This window comes from Streptomyces sp. NBC_01515 (genome assembly GCF_045040345.1).
Lineage (GTDB): Bacteria > Actinomycetota > Actinomycetes > Streptomycetales > Streptomycetaceae > Streptomyces.
This window is the reverse complement of record NZ_CP109416.1, coordinates 1,479,602-1,502,931: the sequence shown is the minus strand read 5'-3', so window position 1 is coordinate 1,502,931 and position 23,330 is coordinate 1,479,602. Positions and strand designations below refer to the sequence as shown.

14 protein-coding genes are annotated in these 23,330 nt (G+C 69.7%); 11 read left to right on the top strand and 3 right to left on the bottom strand.

From position 1 onward, the window contains the following. The first annotated feature begins 124 nt into the window (after nt 1–124). Nucleotides 125–1,663, top strand: coding sequence for a sigma-70 family RNA polymerase sigma factor (locus OG407_RS06350; RefSeq protein WP_405855823.1), 1,539 nt, complete (start codon nt 125–127; stop codon nt 1,661–1,663). Here OG407_RS06350 and OG407_RS06345 read toward each other — a convergent pair. From OG407_RS06345 to OG407_RS06335, 3 genes are all read right to left on the bottom strand, one after another. Beyond that, a complete protein-coding gene (locus OG407_RS06345; RefSeq protein ID WP_405855821.1) occupies nt 1,638–4,046 on the bottom strand; it encodes a glycosyl hydrolase family 95 catalytic domain-containing protein in 2,409 nt (802 codons plus the stop codon). The genes OG407_RS06350 and OG407_RS06345 overlap by 26 nt on opposite strands. After that, complete coding sequence (locus OG407_RS06340) at nt 4,040–6,985, bottom strand: glycoside hydrolase family 2 TIM barrel-domain containing protein (RefSeq protein WP_405855819.1); 2,946 nt, start codon at nt 6,983–6,985, stop codon at nt 4,040–4,042. The genes OG407_RS06345 and OG407_RS06340 overlap by 7 nt, the downstream gene beginning before the upstream one ends. Nucleotides 6,986–7,139: 154 nt before the next feature. Continuing rightward, nucleotides 7,140–8,147, bottom strand: a complete 1,008-nt coding sequence (locus OG407_RS06335; protein ID WP_405868309.1) for a LacI family DNA-binding transcriptional regulator — start codon at nt 8,145–8,147, stop codon at nt 7,140–7,142. 414 nt (nt 8,148–8,561) lie between these two features. Between OG407_RS06335 and OG407_RS06330 the strand changes: the two genes are divergently transcribed. The 10 genes from OG407_RS06330 (at nt 8,562) to OG407_RS06285 (ending at nt 23,330) form a co-directional block, all read left to right on the top strand. Further along, nucleotides 8,562–9,884 (top strand): extracellular solute-binding protein, encoded by a 1,323-nt coding sequence (locus OG407_RS06330; protein ID WP_405855817.1) that lies wholly within the window; start codon nt 8,562–8,564, stop codon nt 9,882–9,884. Beyond that, nucleotides 9,881–10,876 (top strand): carbohydrate ABC transporter permease, encoded by a 996-nt coding sequence (locus tag OG407_RS06325; RefSeq protein ID WP_405855815.1) that lies wholly within the window; start codon nt 9,881–9,883, stop codon nt 10,874–10,876. The genes OG407_RS06330 and OG407_RS06325 overlap by 4 nt, the downstream gene beginning before the upstream one ends. Further along, nucleotides 10,873–11,697 carry a carbohydrate ABC transporter permease gene (locus tag OG407_RS06320; RefSeq protein WP_405855813.1) on the top strand — a complete coding sequence of 275 codons (825 nt, stop codon included), beginning with the start codon at nt 10,873–10,875 and terminating at the stop codon, nt 11,695–11,697. The genes OG407_RS06325 and OG407_RS06320 overlap by 4 nt, the downstream gene beginning before the upstream one ends. Nucleotides 11,698–11,773: 76 nt before the next feature. Next, nucleotides 11,774–13,333, top strand: coding sequence for an alpha-N-arabinofuranosidase (locus OG407_RS06315; protein WP_405855811.1), 1,560 nt, complete (start codon nt 11,774–11,776; stop codon nt 13,331–13,333). Nucleotides 13,334–13,351: 18 nt separating this feature from the next. Further along, complete coding sequence (locus OG407_RS06310) at nt 13,352–15,442, top strand: TIM-barrel domain-containing protein (protein WP_405855809.1); 2,091 nt, start codon at nt 13,352–13,354, stop codon at nt 15,440–15,442. After that, on the top strand, nt 15,439–17,730 hold the full coding sequence (locus OG407_RS06305) for an alpha-L-arabinofuranosidase C-terminal domain-containing protein (RefSeq protein WP_405855807.1): 2,292 nt from the start codon (nt 15,439–15,441) through the stop codon (nt 17,728–17,730). Before OG407_RS06310 ends, OG407_RS06305 begins: the two co-directional genes overlap by 4 nt. Before the next feature lies 1 nt (nt 17,731). Next, the gene (locus OG407_RS06300; RefSeq protein ID WP_405855805.1) at nt 17,732–18,700 is read left to right on the top strand and encodes an aldo/keto reductase; all 969 of its coding nucleotides are present in this window, start codon (nt 17,732–17,734) and stop codon (nt 18,698–18,700) included. A gap of 86 nt (nt 18,701–18,786) precedes the next feature. After that, the gene (locus tag OG407_RS06295) at nt 18,787–19,734 is read left to right on the top strand and encodes a glycosyl hydrolase (RefSeq protein ID WP_405855804.1); all 948 of its coding nucleotides are present in this window, start codon (nt 18,787–18,789) and stop codon (nt 19,732–19,734) included. 44 nt (nt 19,735–19,778) lie between these two features. Then, a complete protein-coding gene (locus tag OG407_RS06290) occupies nt 19,779–21,470 on the top strand; it encodes an AbfB domain-containing protein (RefSeq protein ID WP_405855802.1) in 1,692 nt (563 codons plus the stop codon). Nucleotides 21,471–21,551: 81 nt separating this feature from the next. Next, the gene (locus OG407_RS06285) at nt 21,552–23,330 is read left to right on the top strand and encodes a putative Ig domain-containing protein (protein ID WP_405855800.1); all 1,779 of its coding nucleotides are present in this window, start codon (nt 21,552–21,554) and stop codon (nt 23,328–23,330) included.

The following is a 23,330-nucleotide window of genomic DNA, read 5'->3' as shown; positions in this document are numbered from 1 at the left end:
GGAGACGTACGGGCGGATCGCGGATAACAGAAACCGTGGAAAGAAATCTCGAACGCCTCTGGCACACTGCCATCCTTCGGAACGTCAGCATCAGGCGTTCGTCGACGAGGTGGGGCGGGACAAGGTGGGACGGGTTCGCTCGCAGGACGTGCGGGAGCGGCCGGACGTCGAGTTGGTCGTGGCGGCGCGGGCCGGTGACCCACAGGCGGTGGAGCACCTTGTGCGGGGCTGTCTGCCGTTGGTCTACAACATCGTCGGGCGGGCCCTCGACGGCCACAGCGACGTCGACGACGTGGTCCAGGACACGATGCTGCGGGCCCTGGACGGGCTGCCTGGCCTGGAGGAACCGGAACGGTTCCGGTCCTGGCTGGTCGCCATCGCCGTACGGCAGGTCCGCGACCGATGGCGTAGTCGGCAGGCCCGCCCGCAGTCGGATCTACCGGACGAGGCCGTCCAGGAGGTCGCCCCGGAGGCGGACTTCGCCGATCTGGCCATTCTTCGTCTGGCGCTGTCGGGACAGCGGCGCGAGGCGGTGGAGGCGACCCGCTGGCTGGAGGACGAGGAACGTGAGGTGCTCTCGCTGTGGTGGCTGGAAGCCGCCGGGGAGCTGACCCGCGCCGAACTCGCGGCGGCCTGCGACCTCGCGCCGCAGCATGCCGCGGTACGGGTGCAGCGGGTCAAGGAGCGGCTGGAGTCCGGGCGGGCCGTGGTGCGGGCGCTGGCCGCGTCGCCGCGCTGTGCGGAGCTGGACGCCCAGTTGACCTCCTGGGACGGCCGGCCGAACGCGCGGTGGCGCAAGCGGCTGGCGCGTCATGTCCGCGACTGCCCGCAGTGCCTGTTCACCACCTCCGAACTGGTGCCCACGGAAGGGTTGTTGGGTGGCTTCGCGCTGGTGCCGGTACCGATCGGCCTGGCGGGCCTGCTGCTGGCCAAGTCGATGCCCTCGGCCTCGGCGGCGGGTGGGGCTGCTCACGCTCCCGGCGGCGCGGGCCGGGTAGGACACCTGCTGGCCAAGCTGGCGGCCAAGCCGGTGGTGACCTTGACGGCCGGGGCGGTGGCCCTCGTGGGTGGCGGCGCGGTCTACGCGTACACGCGGTCCGACGCGCCCGTACGGCCACCTACGGCAAAGGCCCAGCCCCATGCCCCGGCATCGCCCGCGGTGTCATCGGCACCGCCGACCCCGACGGCGTCCGCCACGCCGAGCCCGACGCCGACAGCCCCCTCAACGCTCCTGGGCCGCCACGCCCTGCGATCGGCCGGGCGGTCCGGCCACTATGTGCGGGAAGTCGGCAATCTGGGATTCCTCGGTTCCGTCGCCACAACCAGTCCAGGGTCCGCGAAGCGGGAGGCCACCTTCCGATTCGTCACCGGACTGGCCGATTCCCGCTGCTACTCGATCGAGGACGCCTCGGGCAGATATCTGCGCCACTACGCCTTCCGCATCCGGCTGGACGCCAACGACGGATCGGCCGTCTTCCAGAAGGACGCCACCTTCTGCGCCCGGCCCGGTTCCACCGACGGGTCGGTCTCCCTGGAGTCGTACAACTACCCCGGCCGCTACCTCCGTTACCGAGACAACCTCCAGCTGTGGGTCGACGCGGCCCAGAACACCGCCGCGTTCCGGGCCAGCCGTTCCTTCACCGTCGTAGCGCCCTGGACCTGACGACTGCCGCCTGCCATCGCAGGCGAGGGCGCACGTGGTGGACCGATGCCCCGGTTGCCGTGAAGGCGGTGCGTACGAACCCGCCCGGCAGGGGCGTGCTGTCCACCGCGACAGGACGGCCCTCGCTGTCCGAAACGCGCAGTAGGCCGCCACCGGTGGGGGCGGTCAGCACGTAAGTGCCCGGGCTGGTGAGGGCCAGCCGGGCGCTGGTGAGCAGGCCGTGCTGCCAGTCGAGGTCCACGCCGACGCCGCCCCGGGCCCGCAGCCCCCGGACGCTGCCACCCGGCCAGGCGGACGGGAGTGCGGGCAGCAGCCGCAGTTCGCCGGTGTGGCTCTGGAGGAGCATTTCGGCCAGGGCGGCCGTGGTACCGAAGTTGCCGTCGATCTGGAACAGCTCCGGCGGGTGCAGGTCGAAGAGGTTGTCCGAAGTGGAGCCCGCCAGAAGGGAGTTGACGCTCCGCCGGGCGAGGTCTCCGTCGCCGAGCCTGGCGGCGAGCGCGGCGACCCAGGCGAGGCTCCAGCCGGTGCCCCCGCCGCCGTGCGCGAGGCGCTGGTCGAGGGCCGCGCGGGCGGCGGCGAACAGCTCCGGTGTCTCCTCGGCGTCGATCAGCGAACCGGGGTAGAGGCCGTAGAGGTGGGAGAGATGGCGGTGCCCGAGGTCCTCCGGCTCGACGTCCTCCCACCACTCGGGCAGTGGCTTCCCGGCCATGTACGACATCGGGCGCAGCCGTGCGCGGGCGGTGCGCAGCGCGTCCTCGATCTCGTCGCGCAGGCCCAACTCCCCGATCGCCGCGAGGCAGTTGTCGAAGAGTTCTCCGGTGAGCCAGAGGTCCATCGTGCTCGCCGCGCCGGTGGCGACCAGCGATCCGTCGGCTGCCCGGAAGCGGTGCTCGGGTGAGGTGGAGGGGCAGGTGACGAGGCGTCCGTCGGTGTCCTCGACGAGGAAGTCCAGAAGGAAGACGGCGGCCTCCCGCATCGCCGGGTACGCGCGCTCGGCGAGGAAACGGCGGTCGGCGCTGAAGCGGTAGTGCTCCCAGAGGTGGGCGCACAGCCATGCCGCCCCCATCGGCCAGTTGGCCCAACTCGGGCTGCCCTGCACAGGATTGGTGCCGCGCCAGATGTCGACGTTGTGGTGCGCAGTCCAGCCCCGGCAGCGGTAGTAGGCGTGCGCGGTGCGTCGGCCGGCCTCGGCGAGATCGGCGATCAGGTCGAAGAGCGGCTCGTGGCACTCCGGCAGGCCGGTGGTCTCGGCGTGCCAGTAGTTCATCTGGAGGTTGATGTTGGTGGTCCAGTTGGACTGCCAGGGCGGCTGGACCGCGGTGTTCCAGATGCCCTGGAGGGTGGCCGGCTGGGAACCGGGACGGGAGGAGGCGATGAGCAGATAGCGGCCGTACGCGAAGTGCAGTGCGGCCAGGCCCGGATCGTCGCCGCCCGCCCGCACAGCGGCGAGGCGTTCGTCGGTCGGCAGGTCGTCGAGCGCCGGGTCGTGGTCCAGGCGTAGATCCGTCCGTCCCTGGAGGGCCCGGTGGTCGGCGGTGTGCTCGTCGCGCAGCCGCTCGTAGGGAAGGGCTGCGGCGGCCTCCAACTGGCGTACGACATCGGTGTCCAGGCCGGATTCCGGGCCGAGCGGGGTCCGGTTCCAGCCCTGGTAGCCGGTCGTCACGGCGACGAGCAGGGTGGCCGTCGTCGCTCCGGTGACGCGCAGGCCTCCGCCCGGGGAGCGCTCGACGGCGGCTTCCGGGTCGGCCTGGACGTGCAGTCCCGCCGCGAATCCGGTGCCCGCGTCGGGCGCGTACGTCACGGCGTCGGGGCCGGTGGCCTCGAACCGCACGTGCGCGGGGGCACGGCCCGTGACGACCGCGCCCGGCGCCGATCCCGGGTGTGCGGAGTGCAGGCGGGCGGTGAAGGACAGTGCCGCCGGCCGGTCACAGCTCAGTCGGACGGCGAGGACGCCCGCGACCGCCGACACGAACAGCTCGCGGGTGTGGCGTACTCCGTCGACGGTGTACGCGACCGTGGCGACGCCCTCGGGCAGGTCCAACTCCCGCCGGTACGAGGTGACTTCGTCGCCATGGTCCAAGTCGAGCAGCAGGGCGCCCAGCGGCTGGTACGCCTGCGTGAACGGCCCCTGCATCCGCGTGGCCAACTCCTCGGCACGCACATGGTCGCGGTCACGGAGCACCGCCTCGCGCAGGGCGGGGAGGTGTGCGGCGGCCCCGTCGTCGTTGTGGTCCCCGGGGCCGCCGGACCAGAGGGTGTCGGCATTGAGGTCGATCCGCTCCCGTGCGACACGCCCGTGCACCATCGCGCCCAGGGACCCGTTGCCCAGCGGCAGCGCCGCGAGGAAGTCCGCCGCCGGCTGCCGGTACCAGAGCGTCAGCACGGGCGGAAGCCGAGCGTCAACGTCACCGGGCGGGCGTCGAGTTGGAACTGCGGCTGGGTGCGTGGACCGCAGGCGCCGCTGCCGATGCCGTGCTGCGCGGCGTCGAGGTTGACGTACACGCGGTCGCGGGGACGCAGGTCGCTGGTGTGCCGTGCGGCGTCGAGGTCCTCGCTGGTCCAGCGGCGCACGGTGAGATCGGTGTGCGGGTACCCGGTGACGGTCAGCCCGGCGCCGTCCGGGCAGGTGAGGCGGGCGTGGCGCACCTGGCGCCGGTTGCCGTTCTCCTGCGGCAGGACGTACGGCGTCTGGAGATCGTCGACGGCGGCGCCGAAGCGCCCGACGCGGACGGCGGCGGTGGTGTCGGAGTACGCCTCACCGGGGCCTAGCCCGAACCAGTCGACCGTGTCGATGCCCTCCGGAAGCGCCATGCGGATGCCGATGCGGGGGAGCGGGCAGGGCCAGGTGCCCAAAGGCCGGGTGTTCAGGGCGAGTTGGAGCAGGCCGGGGTCCTCGGCGTCGACGGCCCAGCGGAAGACCGTACGCATGGCGAAGTCGGCGCCCGCGGGAGCGGTGCGCGTGATGACCTCCAGGCCGTCGTCGTACGGGCGGACGCCGACCAGCCGGTGTTCCAGGCGGTCGAGGCCCGCCTTACGCCATGCCTCGGCGAGTGGACCGTTCCAGGTGCGCAGGTCGTTGTCGATGGGGGCCCGCCACAAGTCGAGGCGGGGGCCGTCGACTTGGAGGCCGCCGAGCGCGGTCAGCGATCCCGTCACGGCGTCGAAGACCGCGGGTCCGAGGGTGTACGTCCCGTCGCCCAGGACCGGGACCAACGGCCGGACCACCGCCGGCACCTCCGGCGCTGGGCCCACGACAGCGGCCTGGTTCCAGGCTGTTTCGTGACCGGCCGGTGCCCATGGCTCGTCCGCCGCGAGCTCGGCGACGACGGTGACCCACCGCTCCTCGCCGTCCTCCAGGGGTGCGTCGCAGAGCTTGGTGAGCGCCTCGGGCCAGAGCAGTTCCCCGTTGGCGCCCGCGGGCACCGGCTGGAGCGCCAACTCCCCGTCCCCGCGCGGCTGTCCGTTGTCCTCGACCGCCCAGCGGAACCGCAGATGCGCGGTGTCCAGAGTGTGCAGCAGATTCCGGACGCGGACCGTCCTCGCCGTGGTGTCGACGGTGATCCGCACCGGCTCCACAACCTTCTTGTACTCGGTGAGGCCGGGGGAGGGGGTGCGGTCGGCGAAGACCAGCCCGTCGCAGCAGAAGTTGTCGTCGTGCACCGGCTCGCCGAAGTCGCCGCCGTACGCGAAGTGTTCGCGGCCCTCCGGGGTGCGGCGCCGGACGCCGTGGTCGATCCACTCCCAGACGAAGCCGCCGTGCAGCCGGGGGTGGGTCTCGAAGAGTTCCTGGTACTCGCTCAGACCGCCCGGGCCGTTGCCCATGGCGTGCGCGTACTCGCAGAGAATGACCGGCAGTTCGCGGCGTCGCGCGTCCAGCGCCGGGTCCTCGGCGACCGCCTCCTGGCCCCGGCCCAGGAGGCCCACCTCTCCGTGGTCGGCGTACATCAGGCTGAAGACGTCGGTGTAGGGGCAGTTGTAGTCGCCCTCGTAGTGGATGAGCCGGTCCGGGTCGCGGTCCTTCGCCCAGGCGGCCATGGCCGCGAGGTTGGAGCCGGTGCCGGCCTCGTTGCCGAGCGACCACATGACCACGCTGGGGTGGTTCTTGTCCCGCTCGACCATGCGGCGCATCCGGTCCAGATAGGCCTCGCGCCAGCGCGGGTCGTCGCTCGGGTTGTCCTTCCAGCCGACGAGTCCGAATCCGTGCGTCTCCAGGTCGCACTCGTCGACGACCCACAGGCCGTGGGTGTCGCAGAGGTCGAGGAACGCGGAGTCCGGCGGATAGTGGCTCGTACGGACGGAGTTGATGTTGTGACGCTTCATCAGGAGTACGTCCGTGAGCATGTCCTCGTGGCTGAGGGTGCGCCCGGTGTCGGGGTGCCACTCGTGGCGGTTGACGCCCCGGAAGAGCAGGGGCCGGCCGTTGGCGAGGATCGCGCCGTCCACCACCTCGATCCGGCGGAAGCCGATCCGCAGCGGGACCCGCTCGCCGTCGGTCACCAACTCGCCCTCGTAGAGGTGGGGTTGCTCGGCGGACCAGGGGATGACGTCGGGGGCGGGGTGCGGTCCCGCCGGGTCGGCGTCGACGATGCCCAGGGCGGGGACGGTGAGCAGGGCCGGTACGTCGGTCCGGACGGACAGGGTGCCGTCGCCGGTGAGGTGGTCGTAGTCGGCGTGCACGAAGAAGTCGGTCAGCGCGCCGGCCGGGCGGGAGAGCAGGGTGACGGGGCGGAAGATTCCCGACAGCCACCACATGTCCTGGTCTTCGAGGTAGCTGCCGGACGACCACTGGTGCACCCGGACCGCGAGGACATTGCGGCCCGGCCGCAGGGTGTCGGTGACGTCGAACTCGGTGGGCAGGCGACTGCCCTTGCCGTCGCCGAGCAGCGTGCCGTTGAGCCAGGCGGCGAAGCAGGAGTCGACGCCCTCGAAGCGCAACAGGGCGCGTCCGTCGGGCCAGTTGTGGGGGAGGAGGAACTCGCGGCGGTACTCGCCGGTCGGGTTGGCGTCGGGTACGTGCGGCGGATCCACCGGGAACGGATAGACCTGGTTGGTGTACGCGGGCGGGCCGAAGCGCGGCTCGCCCGGGAGCCCCTGCATCTGCCAGCAGGACGGCACCGGGATCGTGTCCCAGTCGCTGTCGTCGAATCCGGCTTCCTGGAAACCCTCGATGACCTGGGGCAGGCCTGCGGCCAAGTGGAAGCGCCAGGTCCCGGTCAGATCCAGTGCGGGGGTGTCGGACGTGAAGGCGGCCCGGGGCCGCTCGCGGCCGCGGCCCGGTGAGAGGCTCTCCAGGTAATCGTGTGCGGTGGGTTCACTCGTCACAACAGGTGCCTTCTTTCCGGCAGTTGGCGGTGTTCGCTCCCGCGGGCGACAAGGGGCGGGGGAGCGCGCGGGCATGGCGGTGCACGCGTCGGGCGGGGAGCGGCCGACGCGTGGGGTTCCGGGCGGGGCGGCGCTGTCGACGCCGCACCGGACGTCAGTGGACGGCGGGCGGCGCGGAACTCGCGCGGGGGACGACCTCGGGCCGTAGGAGAGTCAGGGACGGGGCGGCCGGTCTGCTGTTGGCGATGCCTCGCCACAGCAACTCGGTGGCCTCCCTGGCCATCTGCCGCTTCGGCAGGGCCACCGTGGTCAGGGGCGGATGGGCGTGTGCCGCCTGGGGGATGTCGTCGATGCCGACGACCGAGATGTCCTCCGGCACGCGGAGTCCCTGGTGCCGGAAGACCTCCATCACCCCCAGGGCGATGGCGTCGGTGGAGGTGAACACGGCCGTCACGGGCTCCGTCGCACGCAACTGCGGCAGCGCTCGCAGCGCCGCCTCGTAACCGGACTCGGGTGTCGCTCCCGGTGCCGTGAACACCAGGTCGTCGGGGACCGTGATCCCGTCCTCGGCGAAGGCCCGCCGGACGCCGGCCACCCGGACCCGGTGTGCCGGGAGGTCCGCGATCACCGCCACCTGCCGGTGACCGAGCTTCCGGAGGTGCCGCCCGGCCAGATACCCGGCCTTCTCGTAGTCGATGGTGACCACGGGCAGCGTGTCCGGCGGATCGATCTCCCAGGCACACAGCACGACCGGCAGCTCCAACTCGCTCTGCGGGGACAGCTGTTCGCCGATGTCGAAGTCGCCGGCCACCAGGAGCGCGTCCACCGACCGGTTGGAGAGGGTGGCCAGTTGACGCCGGGCGCGGTCCCCGTCGCCCCTGGTCGTGGCAAGCAGCAGGTGGTAACCGCGTTCCTCCAGCAGCATCTCCACCTCCTCCACCACCTCCGAGTAGAAGGGGTTGGCGATGGTGGGCACGATGAAGCCGATGGTCATGGTGGTGCCCGTGGACAGGCTCCGGGCCACCAGGTTGGGTGTGTACCCCAGTTCGGCGATGGCGGCCTCGACTCTCGCCCTGGTCTCGGGGCTGACGACCGTGCGCCCCCGGACCACGTTGGAGACGGTCTGCTTGGTGACGCCGGCGCGCTGCGCGACGTCGGCCATGGTGACCACGGGGCGGGTCCACCTCTCATTTGACCGGTAAAAACATCTGTGTTCTGGATTCTTGCAGCGTCTTCCGAGGTGGGTCAAGGTGCCCAGAAGCCCCTTTCCGAACGCCTTGATGGCGGCAGAAACCGGTTGTGCGCGACCTCTTGACGCTCCCGACACACATAGTTAACGTCACTCGGCAGCGGCATTTGACCGGTCAAAAACCGTGCTGCGACAGAGCTTTGTTCCTTCACCGAGTGCGGCGGAGCCGATCTCGACGGCCCGCGATTCCACTGTCCCCACCGCAGTCAGGCGGGAATTCCACGCGCCCTCCCCACGGCCGCGCCGTGCCCGCTCCCCGTCAACGGAAGTCCTGCGAAGAAGCCGGAAAGGCAGGAAGCAGTCATGCGGTCCATACCTGGTGCTCCGATGTCACGGCGTCGGTTCCTCACCACCTCCACCGGAGTCGCCGCCGCGGCCACCGCGGGCGGCCTGCTCTCGGGCTGTGCCGGCTCGGTGTCCTCGGGCGGTTCCGGTGGCAAGACCACCCTGACCATCATGTCGAGCGGTACCGAGCTGGGCACGGCCGCCGAGATCAAGCAGGCCGAGAAGACACTCGGCATGACCCTCAAGGTGGTGAAGTACGACCTCACCCGGCTGACCGCCATGCTCACCGCCGGGACGGCCCCCGACATCGTGCGCGCGGTGGGCGCGACGGACGCCCCGTACCTCGCGTCGCACGGTGTCGCCCAGGATCTGGACGACTACTTCGCCAAGAGCAGCGTCCTCAAGCTGAGCGACCTGGACCCGGTCAACGACGTGTGGCGCTGGGACGGCGAGAAGCAGGGCGTCGGCCCGCGCTACGGCATGACGAAGGACTACTCCCAGGACTCCATGCTCTGGTACGACACGGCCCTGTTCGACAAGGCGGACGTCTCCTATCTGAGCGACACCGTGCCGCTCACCTACGACGAACTGCTCGACGTCGGCAAGCGCCTCGCGCAGACCGGCAAGAAGTCCAAGGTGTACGGGCTGAAGATGGACGGCTTCACCGGGACCTTCCTGAACATGACCACATCCGCCGGTGGACAGCTCTTCAACAGTGACTACTCGGCCGTCGACTACTCCAGCCCGGAGGCGCGCAAAGCCCTCGCCTGGTACATCGAACTCGCCAAGTCCGGCATCTCGCCGACCATCGTCGACCCGGACCCCAACGGCTGGGACTGGCCCACCTACCAGGTCGGCCGGATGGCGATCACCACCGAGGGCTACTGGTTCGGGGGCATGATCACCACCGACAAGAAGATCGCCGCCACCTCGCGCTTCGCACCCGCCCCCCAGTTCGGCAGCAAGCGCACGAGCTCCTGCCTCAGTGCCACCGGCCTGTGGATGCCCAAGGCCGGCAAGAACAAGGACGCGGCCTGGCAGGCGATGGAGTACTTCCTCGGTGGCGAACCCGCGAAGAAGCGGGCCAGGACCGGCTCCGGACTCCCCGCACTGAAATCCCTGCGCCCCCTCCTGCCGAAGACCGAGGGATTCCAGAAGCAGGCGTACGCGGTGCAGGAGCGGGAGTTGCCGTACTTCTCGCTGCTGCCGTTCACGCCGTACGTCCGGATCGACGCCATGGACGCCGTCGTCAACCAGGTGCTGCCCGCGGCGATCAAGGGGACAGTGCCCGTCGGGAAGCTGGCGGACCAGCTGAACGAGGGGATCAACAAGCAACTCGCCAACGGCAAGAAGCTGATCAAGTGAGTGCGGGACAACTCGCCGAGGCACCCGCGAAGGCCACCCTGCCCGCAGAGGCCGTACCGAGTCGGCCGCCCCGTCGGCGTGGTGCGCGTGCCCGTCAGCAGGAACGTGTCTTCTATCTCTGTGTCACACCATGGCTGTTGGGGTTCCTCGGCCTGACGCTGTATCCGCTGGGATACGCGCTGTGGCTGAGCCTGACCGACTCCGACGGCATCTCGCCGCACACGCACTTCATCGGCCTGGACAACTACAAGGAACTGCTCTCGGACCCGGTCACCCGCGACACCCTGATCCGCACCGGGATCTTCGTCGCGGCCGTCGTGCCGACCGCCATCATCGCCGGGCTCGCCCTCGCGGCACTGCTCAACCGGCCGATCCGGGGCCGGGGCGTCTACCGCACGCTGCTCTACCTGCCCGCGGTGTTCCCTCCGGTCGGCGCGGCGATGGCCTTCAAGATGGTCTTCGACCGGGACACCGGCGCGGCCAACGGGATCCTCGGCTTCTTCGGCGGCGGCCCGGTCACCTGGCTCGCCGATCCCTACGCCCGGTACGTGCTGCTCATGCTCACGCTCTGGGGCTGCGGCAACGCCATGATCATCTCGCTGGCCGGCCTGCAGGACATGCCCAAGGAGTTGCTGGAGGCCGCCCGTATCGACGGCGCCAACTCCTGGCAGTCGTTCCGGCGGATCACCCTCCCGCTCCTCTCACCCGTGATCTTCTTCCAGGTCATCACCGGCGTCATCGGCGCACTGCAGAGCATCATGCCGATGCTGCTCGCCGCGAACCCCAGCCCCGCCGCGGTCACCTCGGTGCCGCAGGGCAACTACCTGTACATGATCAACGTGTTCGCGCAGTACCTCGCCAACGGCCGCTTCGGCTACGCGTCCGCGCTGCTGTGGGTCCTGTTCGCCGTGATCCTCGTCGTCACCGCCCTGATCTTCAAGCTGAGTTCCGGTGCGGTGTTCTACAACTTCGAGCCGGAGACCAAGAAATGATCCTCGCTCGTCGAACCGGCCTCTACCTCATTCTCATCGCGCTGGTCGCGCTGTTCGCCAGCCCGTTCGGCTGGCTGATCATCACCGCCCTCAAGGACAACTCGGAGATGGCCGCCTACCCGGTGCACTGGCTGCCCGAGAAATGGCGGTTCGGGAACTTCTCCAAGGCCCTGAACTTCTTCAACTACCTTGGCTACGCCCGGAATTCACTGATCATCGCCAGCATCTACTCGGTGCTGATCACCCTCAGCTCGGCCTGGGCCGGCTTCGGCTTCGCCCGCATGGCGGCCCGGGGCAAGCGGCTGGTCTTCGGCGTCCTGCTGTCCACGATGATGATGCCGGCGATGATCACCCTCATCCCCACCTACATCATCTTCGCCAGGCTCGGGATGATCGACACCTACTGGCCCTGGGTCCTGTGGGGGCTGGCCGGAGCGCCCTACCTGATCTTCCTGTTCCGGCAGTTCTTCGCCAACATGCCCCGGGAGCTGGAGGAGGCCGCGATCGTCGACGGCTGCGGCTACGGCCGTATCTTCTGGCGGATCTTCCTGCCGCAGTCCTGGCCGGTGCTCGCCACCAGCATGCTGCTGTCGTTCACCTGGGTCTGGGGCGACTACATCGCCCCGTCCCTGCTGCTGAGCACGGACCACACCACGCTGGCCGTCGCCGTGGCCACCCAGTACGTCAACGAGGGCAACCAGGCGCCGATCAACAACCTCATGGCGGCGGGCTCGGTCATGTACATCCTGCCCGTCCTGCTGCTCTTCTTCGTCCTCCAGCGCGGCTTCGTCACCGGGGTCTCCACCTCGGGCCTGAAGTAACGGCGCCTGAAGCAAGGGCAGTTCAAGCAACGGCACGTGAAGCAACGACACCCTCCTCGAACCCCAAGGACGCAGCATGTCTTCGCCCTCCGCTGCCCGTTTCACCCTCGACCCGGCCTTCGGTATCGGAACCGTCCATCCACGGCTGTACGGCTCCTTCGTCGAGCACCTGGGCCGCTGCGTGTACAGCGGTGTCTACGAGCCCGGACACCCCGACGCCGACGAGAGCGGCCTACGGGAGGACGTCCTCGCGCTCGTCCGCGAACTCGGCGTCACCACGGTCCGCTACCCGGGCGGCAACTTCGTCTCGGGCTACCGTTGGGAGGACAGCGTCGGCCCGGTCGAGCAGCGGCCCCGGCGCCTGGAACCGGCCTGGCGCTCCACCGAGACCAACGAGTTCGGCCTCGCCGAGTTCATGGGCTTCTGCGCCAAGGCGGACATCGAGCCGATGATGGCCGTCAATCTCGGCACCCGTGGCGTCGAGGACGCCGGCCGGCTCCTCGACTACGCGAACCATCCGGGCGGCACCGAACTGTCCGACCTCCGGGCCGCGCACGGGAACAAGGAGCCGTTCGGCATCCGCATGTGGTGCCTGGGCAACGAGGTGGACGGCCCCTGGCAGATCGGACACAAGAACGCGGAGGAGTACGGCCAGGTCGCCCGCGAGACCGCCAACCTCATGAAGATGATCGACCCCGGCCTCGAACTCGTCGTCGCCGGTTCCTCCAGCTTCGGGATGCCGACCTTCGGCACCTGGGAGTCGACGGTCCTGACCGAGTGCTACGACAAGGTCGATCACATCTCCCTGCACGCCTACTACGAGATGAAGGGCGAGCGCCCCGACCGCGACTCGTTCCTCGCCTCCGCCGTCGAGATGGAGCGGTACATCGAGGCCGCGATCGCCACCTGCGACCACGTGGGCGCCACACTCAAGTCCCAGAAGAAGATGATGATCTCCTTCGACGAGTGGAACGTCTGGCACACCGAACCCGAGTCGCCGGCCGCGTCCCGCCCCGAGGACGACTGGCCGCGGGCCCCACGGCTGCTGGAGAACAACTACACGCTCACCGACGCCGTACTCGTCGGCTCCCTCATGATCGCCCTGCTGCGCCACGCGGACCGGGTCACCGCCGCCTCCCTCGCCCAACTGGTCAACGTCATCGCCCCGATCATGACCGAGCCGGGCGGCCCCTCCTGGCGGCAGACCACCTTCTTCCCCTTCGCCCAGGCGTCGAAGTACGGCCGGGGCCGGGTGCTGCGCGTCGAGGTGGACAGCCCGACCCACACCACCGAACGCCACGGCGAGGTCGACCTGCTGCATGCCACGGCCGTCCACGACGAACGGGCCGGCACGATCACCGTCTTCGCCGTCAACCGGAGCCAGACCCGGGAACTCCCGCTCGAAGTGGACCTCCGCGGACTCGGCGCCGTCCGGGTCGTCGAGCATCTGCTGCTCACCGGCGACGACCCCGACGCCCGCAACACCCTGACGGACCCCGAACGGGTCACTCCCCGCACGGCCGACGCCAGTGCCGTCTCCGGTGACGTACTGACCTCCACGCTGCCGCCGCTGTCCTGGAACGTCGTCCGCCTGGCCACCGATAGCGCCAACGCGCCCGCCAGCGCCCAGAGTTGAGAAGGAAGCCCCGGATCCATGACTGTCTTCACCGCTCAGGACGGCGCCCTGGAACGGCGCGCCCCGCACGAACTCCTCGTCATCGAACCCTGGGGCCCGCACGCGGTACGGGTCCGCGCCCGAGCCCTCCGGAACCCGGACGACACGATCGCCGGCCGCAGCCTCGACGGCAGCAGCGTCACCCGCACCGACGAGGGCGGCGCCGTAGCAGGAATCGACGAAACGCTGCCCGGGGCCCTCGACATCCCGCCGCCCGACTCCAGCGTCACCGCGACCGCGTACCCGGACGGCACCGCCCGGCTCGTCAACGGACGCATCACCGTCGAGGCCGACCAGGACGGCAAGCTGCGCTTCCTGCACACCGCGACCGGCCGCGAACTCCTCGCCGACAAGCGCCCGTACACCTGGTACCCGGAGCCACGCACGCTCGCACCGCTCGGCGCCGACGGCACCTGTCGCATCGAGCAGAGCTTCGAGGCGTACGACGGCGAGCGCGTCCACGGTCTCGGCCAGCATCTGCACGGCCGCCTCGACCAGAAGGGGCTGGTGATCGACCTGGTCCAGGGCAACACCATCGTTTCCATCCCCTTCCTGCACTCCTCCCGCGGCTACGGCCTGCTGTGGAACAACCCCGCCACGGGCCGGGTGGAGTTGGGCGGCGACACGACCCGGTGGGTCGCGGACGAGGCACGCCAACTCGACTACTGGATCACCGCGGGCGACACCCCCGCCGAGATCATGCGGGCGTACGCGGACGTCACCGGCCATCCGCCCCTGGTGCCCGAATGGGCCACGGGCTTCTGGCAGTCGAAGCTGCGCTACCGCACCCAGGACGAACTCCTCGCCGTGGCACGGGAGTACAAGCGGCGAGGACTGCCGCTGGCCACGATCATCTGCGACTTCTTCCACTGGACCCACATGGGCGACTGGGACTTCGACCGGACCGACTGGCCCGACCCCGAGGGCATGGTCAAGGAGTTGGACACGCTCGGAGTCAAGCTCGTCGTGTCCGTCTGGCCCACGGTGGAGCCCGGCAGCGACAACTACACCGCTCTGCGCGACGCGGGACTCCTCGTCGGCGACCGCCACGGCGGCCTGCTGACCTTCCCCTGGCCGTCCCGCGGCCACGGTGCGGACCACCAGCCGATGGCATACCTCGACTCCACCGAACCCGGCGCCCGCCGCTACCTCTGGCAGCAACTCCGCGAGCACTACCGCGAGTTGGGCGTCGCCGCGTTCTGGCTGGACGCGTGCGAGCCCGACCTGACCCCGGAACTGGCCGCCCGCGCCGTCTACGCGGCGGGCCCCGGCGTCCAGGTCGGCAACCTGTACGGGCAGGCGCAGGCACGTGCCGTGGCCGAAGGGCTTCAACAGGACGGCGACGACCGCCCGTTCAGCCTGATCCGCTCCGCCTGGGCCGGCAGCCAGCGCTACGGCGCCGCCCTGTGGTCCGGAGACATCCGCCCCACCTTCGAGTCCCTCGCCCAGCAGGTGCGGGCCGGGCTGAACGTCGCGATGAGCGGCATCCCCTGGTGGAACACGGACATCGGCGGCTTCGGCGGCGGCGACCCCACCGACCCGGCGTACCAGGAGGTCATGGTCCGCTGGTTCCAGTACGGCACCTTCAGCCCGGTCATGCGGCTGCACGGCGACCGACAGCCCAACTGGCCCACTTTCTCAGCAGACATGACCGGCGGGTCGAACGAAGTCTGGTCGTACGGACAGGACGCGTATCCGATCCTCTCCGCGCATCTGCACCTTCGTGAGCGCCTCCGCCCGTACCTGCTGGAACTCGCCGAGGCCACGCACCGCACCGGCGCCCCCGTCATGCGCCCGCTGTTCTTCGACTTCCCGGACGACGAGCACGCCTGGAGTGTCGACGACCAGTTCCTCCTCGGCCCCGACGTCCTCGTCGCCCCGGTCACCGAGGCGGGTGCCCGGGTCCGCGCGGTCTACCTTCCGGCCGGCACCCGCTGGACCGACACCGCCACCGGCCAACTCCACGAAGGCGGGGCGACGTTGGAGGCGTCCGCGCCACTGGAACGCGTCCCGGTCTTCGTCCGCGAAGGCGCCGCCGTGGCGTCCGTGTTCACGGGGAGCGCCGGATGACGACGCGTGCGACGGCCCCTAGGTGTGCCCGTACGACGATCCGTGTCGACGCGCGCCCCGGCGCCGGACGGCCGATCAGCCCGGACCTGTTCGGCGCCTTCTTCGAGGACATCAACTACGCGGCGGACGGCGGGCTGTATGCCGAACTCGTCCAGAACCGGTCCTTCGAGTACACCGCCGAGGACGCGCCCGGGTGGCACTCCCTGACCGCCTGGGACGCGGTCGAACTCGGCGGCGGACACGGCGAGTTGCGCACGGGGACGGCCGATCCCCTGCATCCGGCCAACCCCCGCTACGCGGTGGTGGAGGTGACCAACCCGGGCGAGGGCGTGGGTCTGCTCAACCGCGGCTTCGACGGCATCCCGGTCGAGGCGGGCGCCTCGTACGACCTGAGTCTTTTCGCCCGTCGGCCGGAGGGTGAACAGGCCTCGCTGATCGTCCGGTTGACCGGCTTCGGCGGCACGTACGCCGAAGTCCGGCTCGACGGACCGCAGGAGACCTGGACACACCACGAGGCGGTACTCACCGCCACCGCGACCGACCCCGACGCCCGGCTGCTCGTGCTCGCCACCGCCCCCGGCACCGTCCATCTCGACCTGATCTCCCTCTTCCCGCAGCACACCTTCCGAGGCAGACGCAACGGTCTGCGCGCCGACCTGGCACAGACCATCGCCGACCTTGAGCCCAAGTTCCTCCGCTTTCCCGGTGGTTGTGTCGCCCACGGCCTCGGGCTCGGGAACGTGTACCGATGGAAGGACACCGTCGGCCCGCTCGCGTCGCGACGCCAGCAGCCGAACCTGTGGGGCTATCACCAGTCCGCGGGGCTCGGCTACTTCGAGTACTTCCAGTTCTGCGAGGACATCGGCGCGAAGCCACTGCCGGTGGTGGCCGCGGGCGTCTGCTGCCAGAACACCCCGGGCGGCCAACAGGGCATCCCGCTGGACGAGATGCCCGCGTACGTCCAGGACGTCCTCGATCTCGTCGAATACGCCAACGGACCCGCCGACTCCCCGTGGGGCGCCCGGCGAGCCGCCGCCGGCCACCCCGAGCCGTTCGGCCTGGAGTACCTCGGCGTGGGGAACGAGGACGAGATCACCCCGGCCTTCCGGGAACGCTTCGAGATGATCCGCGCGGCACTCGCGGACCGGCATCCGGACATCTCGATCATCGGTACGGCAGGGCCGAGCCCGGCCGGTGCCGACTTCCGGGCGGGCTGGGAGTTCGCGCGCAAGCTCGATCTCGCGGTGGTCGACGAGCACGCCTACCTCAGCCCGCGCTGGTTCCTCCAGAACACCACCCGGTACGACACCTACGACCGGGGCGGACCGAAGGTGTACCTCGGCGAGTGGGCGTCCAAGGGGGACACCCTGCTGAACGCGCTCGCCGAGGCGACGTACATGAACGCCCTGGAGCGCAACGGCGACATCGTGGCCCTGGCCTCGTACGCCCCCCTGCTCGCCAGGTCGGGCCACACGCAGTGGACCGTGGACCTCGTCCACTTCGACAACAACGACGTGCGGCTGACACCGAGTTACCACGTACAGCGCATGCACTCCACCCACCACGGCGACGAGTACGTGCCGCACACCGTGACCGGCGCTCCGGCCGACACGCCCCCGCCGGACCCGCTCCGCGGTGGTGGCGTGCGCCTCAGCACCGTGGACACCCGGGCCGAGTACAGGGGACTTCAGGTGACGAGCGGTGGATCGGACTACGTCCTTGAGGTCGAAGCGCGCAAGACCGACGGGGAGGAGGGCTTCGTCGTCGGCTTCGGCGCGGTGGACACGCCCGACCACTACATCTGGAGCCTGGGCGGCTGGCACAACCAGGGCCTCACCCTCCAGCGCGTGTGCGACGGCATCGTCGAGGACGTCGACCGCGTGCCGGGGCCGATCGAGACGGGCCGCTGGTACGACATCCGGGTCGAGGTCGCCGGACCGGTCCTCCGCTGCCTTCTCGACGGCGTCCTGATCCACGAGACCGAGGACGACAGGACCGAGCCGGAGACCTTCTCCGTCTCCACGGTGCGGGACACGACCTCCGGCGATCTGCTCGTGAAGATCGCCAACCTGACCCCGTACGCCGTCACGGCCGACATCCGCCTCGACGGGACGGACCGCGCCCCCTCCCGCGCCACGAAGACCGTCCTGACCGGCGAGTTCACGGACCGCGACGCCACCCCTCACACCTCGTCCATCGTGGCCGGGGCCGCCTTCGACTGCGCCGTGCCACCCCGCTCCTTCACGGTCCTCCGTGTGGAGGGCACCACCCAAGTGACGGGAGCCTGAGATGCGCTACAGAGAGCTGGGCCGCAGCGGGAGCTCCGTGTCGGAGATCGGCTACGGCGCCTGGGGCATCGGGCAGAACGCCTGGAAGGGCGCGACCGAGGCCGAGTCCGTGCGTGCCCTGCACCGGGCGATCGACCTCGGCGTCAACCTCGTCGACACCGCACGCGGCTACGGGCGGAGCGAGCACGTCATCGGCCGGGCCCTGCGCGAACGGGCAGGCGGCGACGGGGTGTTCGTGGCGACCAAGGCGGGACCGAAGATCCCGGCGGGCCCCGAGTCGCGTGGCATCGACCCCATGGACGCCTACCCCGGTTCGCATCTTCGCGAGAGCGTGGAGACCAGTCTCGCCGCGCTGGGCCTGGAGCGCGTCGACCTCCTCCAACTCCACGTCTGGCACGACGAATGGACCGGCCGGGGCGACTGGCTGGAGACCGTCGAGGATCTCAAACGCGAGGGGAAGATCGGCCTGTTCGGCATCTCGGTCAACGACCATCAGCCGGACAACGCGCTCGCCCTGGTCCGCACCGGAGTCCTCGACACCGTCCAGGTGATCTACAACATCTTCGAACAGGCCCCGTCGGACGCCCTGTTGCCGGCCTGCGAGGAGCACGGCGTCGGCGTGATCGCCCGGGTCGCCCTGGACGAGGGCGGCCTGACCGGACGGATCGGACCCGGCGTCACCTTCCCCGAGGACGACTGGCGCAACTGGTACTTCCGCGACGACAGGCCCGCCCGGGTCGCCCGCCATGTCGGCGCGATCGTCGACGACTTGGGCATCGCACCGGACGAGATCGCGGAAACCGCCCTGCGCTTCGCCCTCGCCGGCACCGCCGTCTCCAGCGTCGTCGTCGGCATGCGCGACATCAGGAACGTCGAGCGGAACGCGGCGACCGGAGACCAACCGCCCCTGACCGCAGAGCAGTTGGCGGTCCTGGCCAAGCACCGCTGGCAGCGCGACTTCTACACCTGACACGCGCAGCCGCCCCCGGTCCGTGCGCCCGGCACCGCAATACCAAGAAATCGAGATACCGAGAAACCGACAAGGAGCCCCCCGCAGTGACCTCGCCCCTCGCCCCCGCCGCCCCGCTCTTCCGGGACCCGGTCCACGACGGTGCCGCCGACCCGACACTGATCCGCGACCGGGAGACCGGCGACTGGTGGATGTTCTACACCGCCCGCCGGGCGGACCTCGCCACCGAGGGCGTCGGCTGGGTGCACGGCACCGACATCGGCATCGCCATCAGCGCGGACGACGGCCGTACCTGGACCTACCGCGGCACCGCCCAGGGCCTGGCCCATGAGCCGGGCCGCAACACGTACTGGGCGCCGGAGATCCTCTGGCACGACGGCAGTTACCACATGTACGTCTCGTACGTCCCCGGAGTACCCACCGACTGGGACGCCGACCGGCACATCCTCCACCACACCTCCCGGGACCTCCTGAACTGGCGGTTCGAGTCGGTGCTGAAGCTGTCCGGCGACCGGGTCATCGACGCCTGCGTATGGCCGCTGCCCGACGGGAGTTGGCGCATGTGGCACAAGGACGAGGCCGACGGCAACCGCATCCACGCGGCGGACTCGGCCGACCTGTTCACCTGGCGGCCCATCGGCCGCGCACTGGACGACCAGGCGCAGGAAGGGCCCAACGTCTTTCGCCACCAGGGCAGTTACTGGATGGTCACCGACTTCTGGTCCGGGCTGCTGGTCTACCGCTCCGACGACCTGACCCACTGGACGCGGCAGAACGAGCCGCTCCTCGCGGGCAAGGGCCTGCGCCCCGGTGACGACGGAGACGGCCACCACGCCTTCGCGCTCTCCCAGGGCGAGGACGACGCCTACCTCTTCTACTTCACCCACTCCGCCGACGGGCAGCGCTCCTGCGTTCAGGTCGCCCCGCTGGCGGTGCACGAAGGCCGACTGCGCTGCGATCGCGACGCCGCGTTCGGCCTGCGTCTGCGAGCGGACCGGACGCCCGCTCTCCGGGGCGGCGACCAGCCGTCCTGACGGACCCCCCCACAGCACCAACTCACAGGGCAAAGGAGCCCGACGTGACAGAGAGAGCCGCACCACCACCGAAAGGCACCACGCGCCGCACCGTACTCAAAGCCGCCGCGGGTGTGGGCGCCGCAGCCCTGGCGAGCCCGCTCCTCAGCGCGAGCCCGGCCTCGGCCGCGACGATCGTCCACCCCGGCATGCTGCACACCGCCGCCGACTTCACCCGCATGGCCGCCAAGGTGGCCGCCGCCGCCCAGCCATGGCAGGACGACTGGCAGCTGCTGATCGCCAACTCCCACGCGCAGGCCACCTACACCGCCAACCCACAGGCCACGATCTACCGGGGCTCCGGCACCCCGGAGAACTACGGCATCCTCTACAACGACATCGCCGCCGCTTACCAGAACGCCCTGCGCTGGAAGATCCAGGGCGTCGGCGCATACGGCAACGCGGCCCGCGACATCCTCAACGCCTGGTCGTCCACGCTCACGCTGCTCGACGGCTCCGCCGACCGCTTCCTGTCCTCGGGCATCTACGGCTACGAGATCGCCAACGCGGGCGAGATCATGCGCGGCTACAGCGGCTTCGACCTCACCGCGTTCCAGAACCTCCTGCGCAATGTGTTCTACCCGCTCAGCAACGACTTCCTGGTCAACCACAACGGCGCCTACGACAGCAACTACTGGGCGAGCTGGGACCTGTGCAACATCGCCTGCGTCCTGGCCACCGGCATCCTCTGCGACGACCAGACCAAGATCGATCAGGCCATCACCTACTTCAAGACCGGTGTGGGGATGGGCTCCATCGAGAACGCCATCCCCTACCTGTACGACGACCAGGGCCTGGCGCAGTGGGCGGAGAGCGGTCGCGACCAGGGCCACACCATGCTGGGCATCGGCCTGATGGCCACCATCTGCGAGATGGCCTGGCACCAGGGCTACGACCTGTACGGCTACGACAGCAACCGCTTCATGAAGGCGTGCGAGTACGTGGCCCGCTACAACCTCGGGGAGGACGTCCCCTTCACCTCCTGGACCTGGCACTACGGCGCCCCCGGCGTCTGGGAGGGCTGGCAGACCTTCACCGCGCCGGCCACCGACAGCAGGGGCCAGGTCCGTCCCATCTGGGCGCAGATCTACAACCACTACGCGGTCCGCAAGGGCCTGTTCGTGCCCAACACGGCCGCGTACGCCAAGATCGTCGAGCCCGAGGGCGGGGGAGGTGACTACGGCTCGACGAGCGGCGGCTACGACCACCTGGGCCTGACCCAGCTCACCTCCACCGAACAGACCCGCACCACCCTGCCCACCGGGGTGACCCGCTCCCTCCAGTCGGTCAACTACCCGACGTACTACGCCACTTACGGCACCGACAACCTCGGCGCCCTGACCCAGGTCACCTCCTCCAGCTCGGCCACGCAGAAGACCGAGGCCAGCTTCACGATCGTGGCGGGCCTCGCCGACTCGAAGGGCTACTCCTTCAGGTCCGCCGACGGCCGCTATCTGCGGCACTACGCGTTCCGGATCGAGCTGGACACCAGCGACGGCACGGACGCCTTCGACGCGGACGCCACCTTCTACGCCCTGCCCGGCTCGACAAGCGGGTCGGTGCGGCTGGTGTCCCACAACTACCCGGGCCGCTGCATCCGGCACCGGAACTACCAGCTGTGGGTGGACACGTACGACCTGGTCGCCGGGACCTTCCCGGCCGACAGCTCCTTCGTCCCCATCACCGCCTGGGCCTGACCGACACACGACCACCCCTGAAAACGGCCGCCGCCCGCGCTCCTCCACGGGCGGCGGCCCCCCTCAGAAGGGACACCCCCGATGGACCGCCCCGAATCGCGCTTCTCCCGCCGCACCTTGCTGCACGCCGCGGGCGCCACCGCCCTCACCGGTTACCTGTCCAGCCTGGCGACCCCGGCGCGAGCCGCCACCGCGCAGGAGACCTCGGCCAACCAGGTGGCGACCTACCCCATCCCCGACGGGATAGCGACGAACGACAGCTTCGCCGTGAAGGTACGTACGCCAGGAGGCTCGTGGCAGAAGATCTCCATCTACCAGGCGCAGTTCATGACCATCGACCCGAGAACCGGCAGCGGTACCACGCAGCGCTCCTCCATGGCGTACTTCGACTTCACGGGGGAGGTCCAGGTCTCCGTCACCTACACCGCCGACACGGTCAAGAAGGCCCGGATCCGCCCCACTTCGTACGATATCGCGCACAAGCTGGACAAGAGCAGCGGCACCCTGACCTTCACCCTCACCGAACCGCGCAACCTGTCCGTCGAGTTCAACGAGGACCTCTTCGACAACCTCCAGCTGTTCGCCGGAGCGATCGACACCAACCCGCCCAGCGAGGACGATCCGGACGTCATCTACTTCGGCCCCGGCGTGCACACCACGTCGGACGGCCTCGTCACCGTGCCCAGCGGCAAGACGGTCTATCTGGCGGGCGGCGCGGTGCTCAAGTCCCGGGTCGTCTTCGACACCGTGGAGAACGCCAAACTGCTCGGCCGGGGTCTGATCTACAACTCGGCGGCCGGCGCCTGCACCGTCAACTACTCCAAGAACATCGAGATCGACGGCGTCACGTCGATGTTCCCCTACGGGTACGCCGTCACCGCCGGAGAGGCGCAGAACCTCACCATCCGGAACCTGCGCAGCCTGTCCGCGACGACCTGGGGCGACGGGATCGACCTGTTCTGCTGCGAGGACGTCGTCATCGACGGCGTGTTCATGCGGAACTCGGACGACTGCATCGCCGTCTACAACCACCGCTGGGACTACGTCGGGGACAGCAGGAACATCGTCGTCAAGAACTCCACCCTGTGGGCGGACGTGGCCCACCCCATCAACGTCGGCACCCACGGCAACACGGACAGTCCCGAGACGATCGAGAACCTCACCATCTCGAACATCGACATCCTCGACCACCGGGAACCACAACTCGACTACCAGGGCTGCATCGCCCTGAACCCGGGGGACAGCAACCTGGTCCGCAACGTCCGCATCGAGGACGTCCGGGTGGAGGACTTCCGCTGGGGACAGCTCATCAACATGCGGGTCATGTTCAACACCTCGTACAACACCTCGGCCGGACGCGGCATCGAGATGGTCTACGTCAAGAACCTCAGCTACACCGGCACCCACGCCGCCACCTCGCACATGGTGGGCTACGACGCGGACCACGCCATCAAGGACGTCACCTTCGAGAACCTCGTCATCAACGGCACGCTCGTCTCCGACACCGACGGCCACGCCCCCTGGTACAAGACCTCGGACTTCGTCCCGATGTACACCAACGAGCATGTCTCCAACCTGAAGTTCGTCGACTCCGGGGCCTCGCTCACCGCCGTCCTGCCCGCGATCAGCAGCACCGACTCCGCGACCGCGAGCGCCGGTTCGGACTTCGCCTACACCATCGAGGCGTCCAACCACCCCTACGCCTTCGACGCCATCGGCCTGCCGGACGGCCTGACCGTGAACAAGTCCACCGGAGCCATCTCGGGCAAGCCGACGGACACCGGCACCTCGTCCGTCGAGCTGAGCGCCACCAACGCCGTCGGCACCGGCAAGCAGACCCTCACCCTGGTGGTGGGCTGA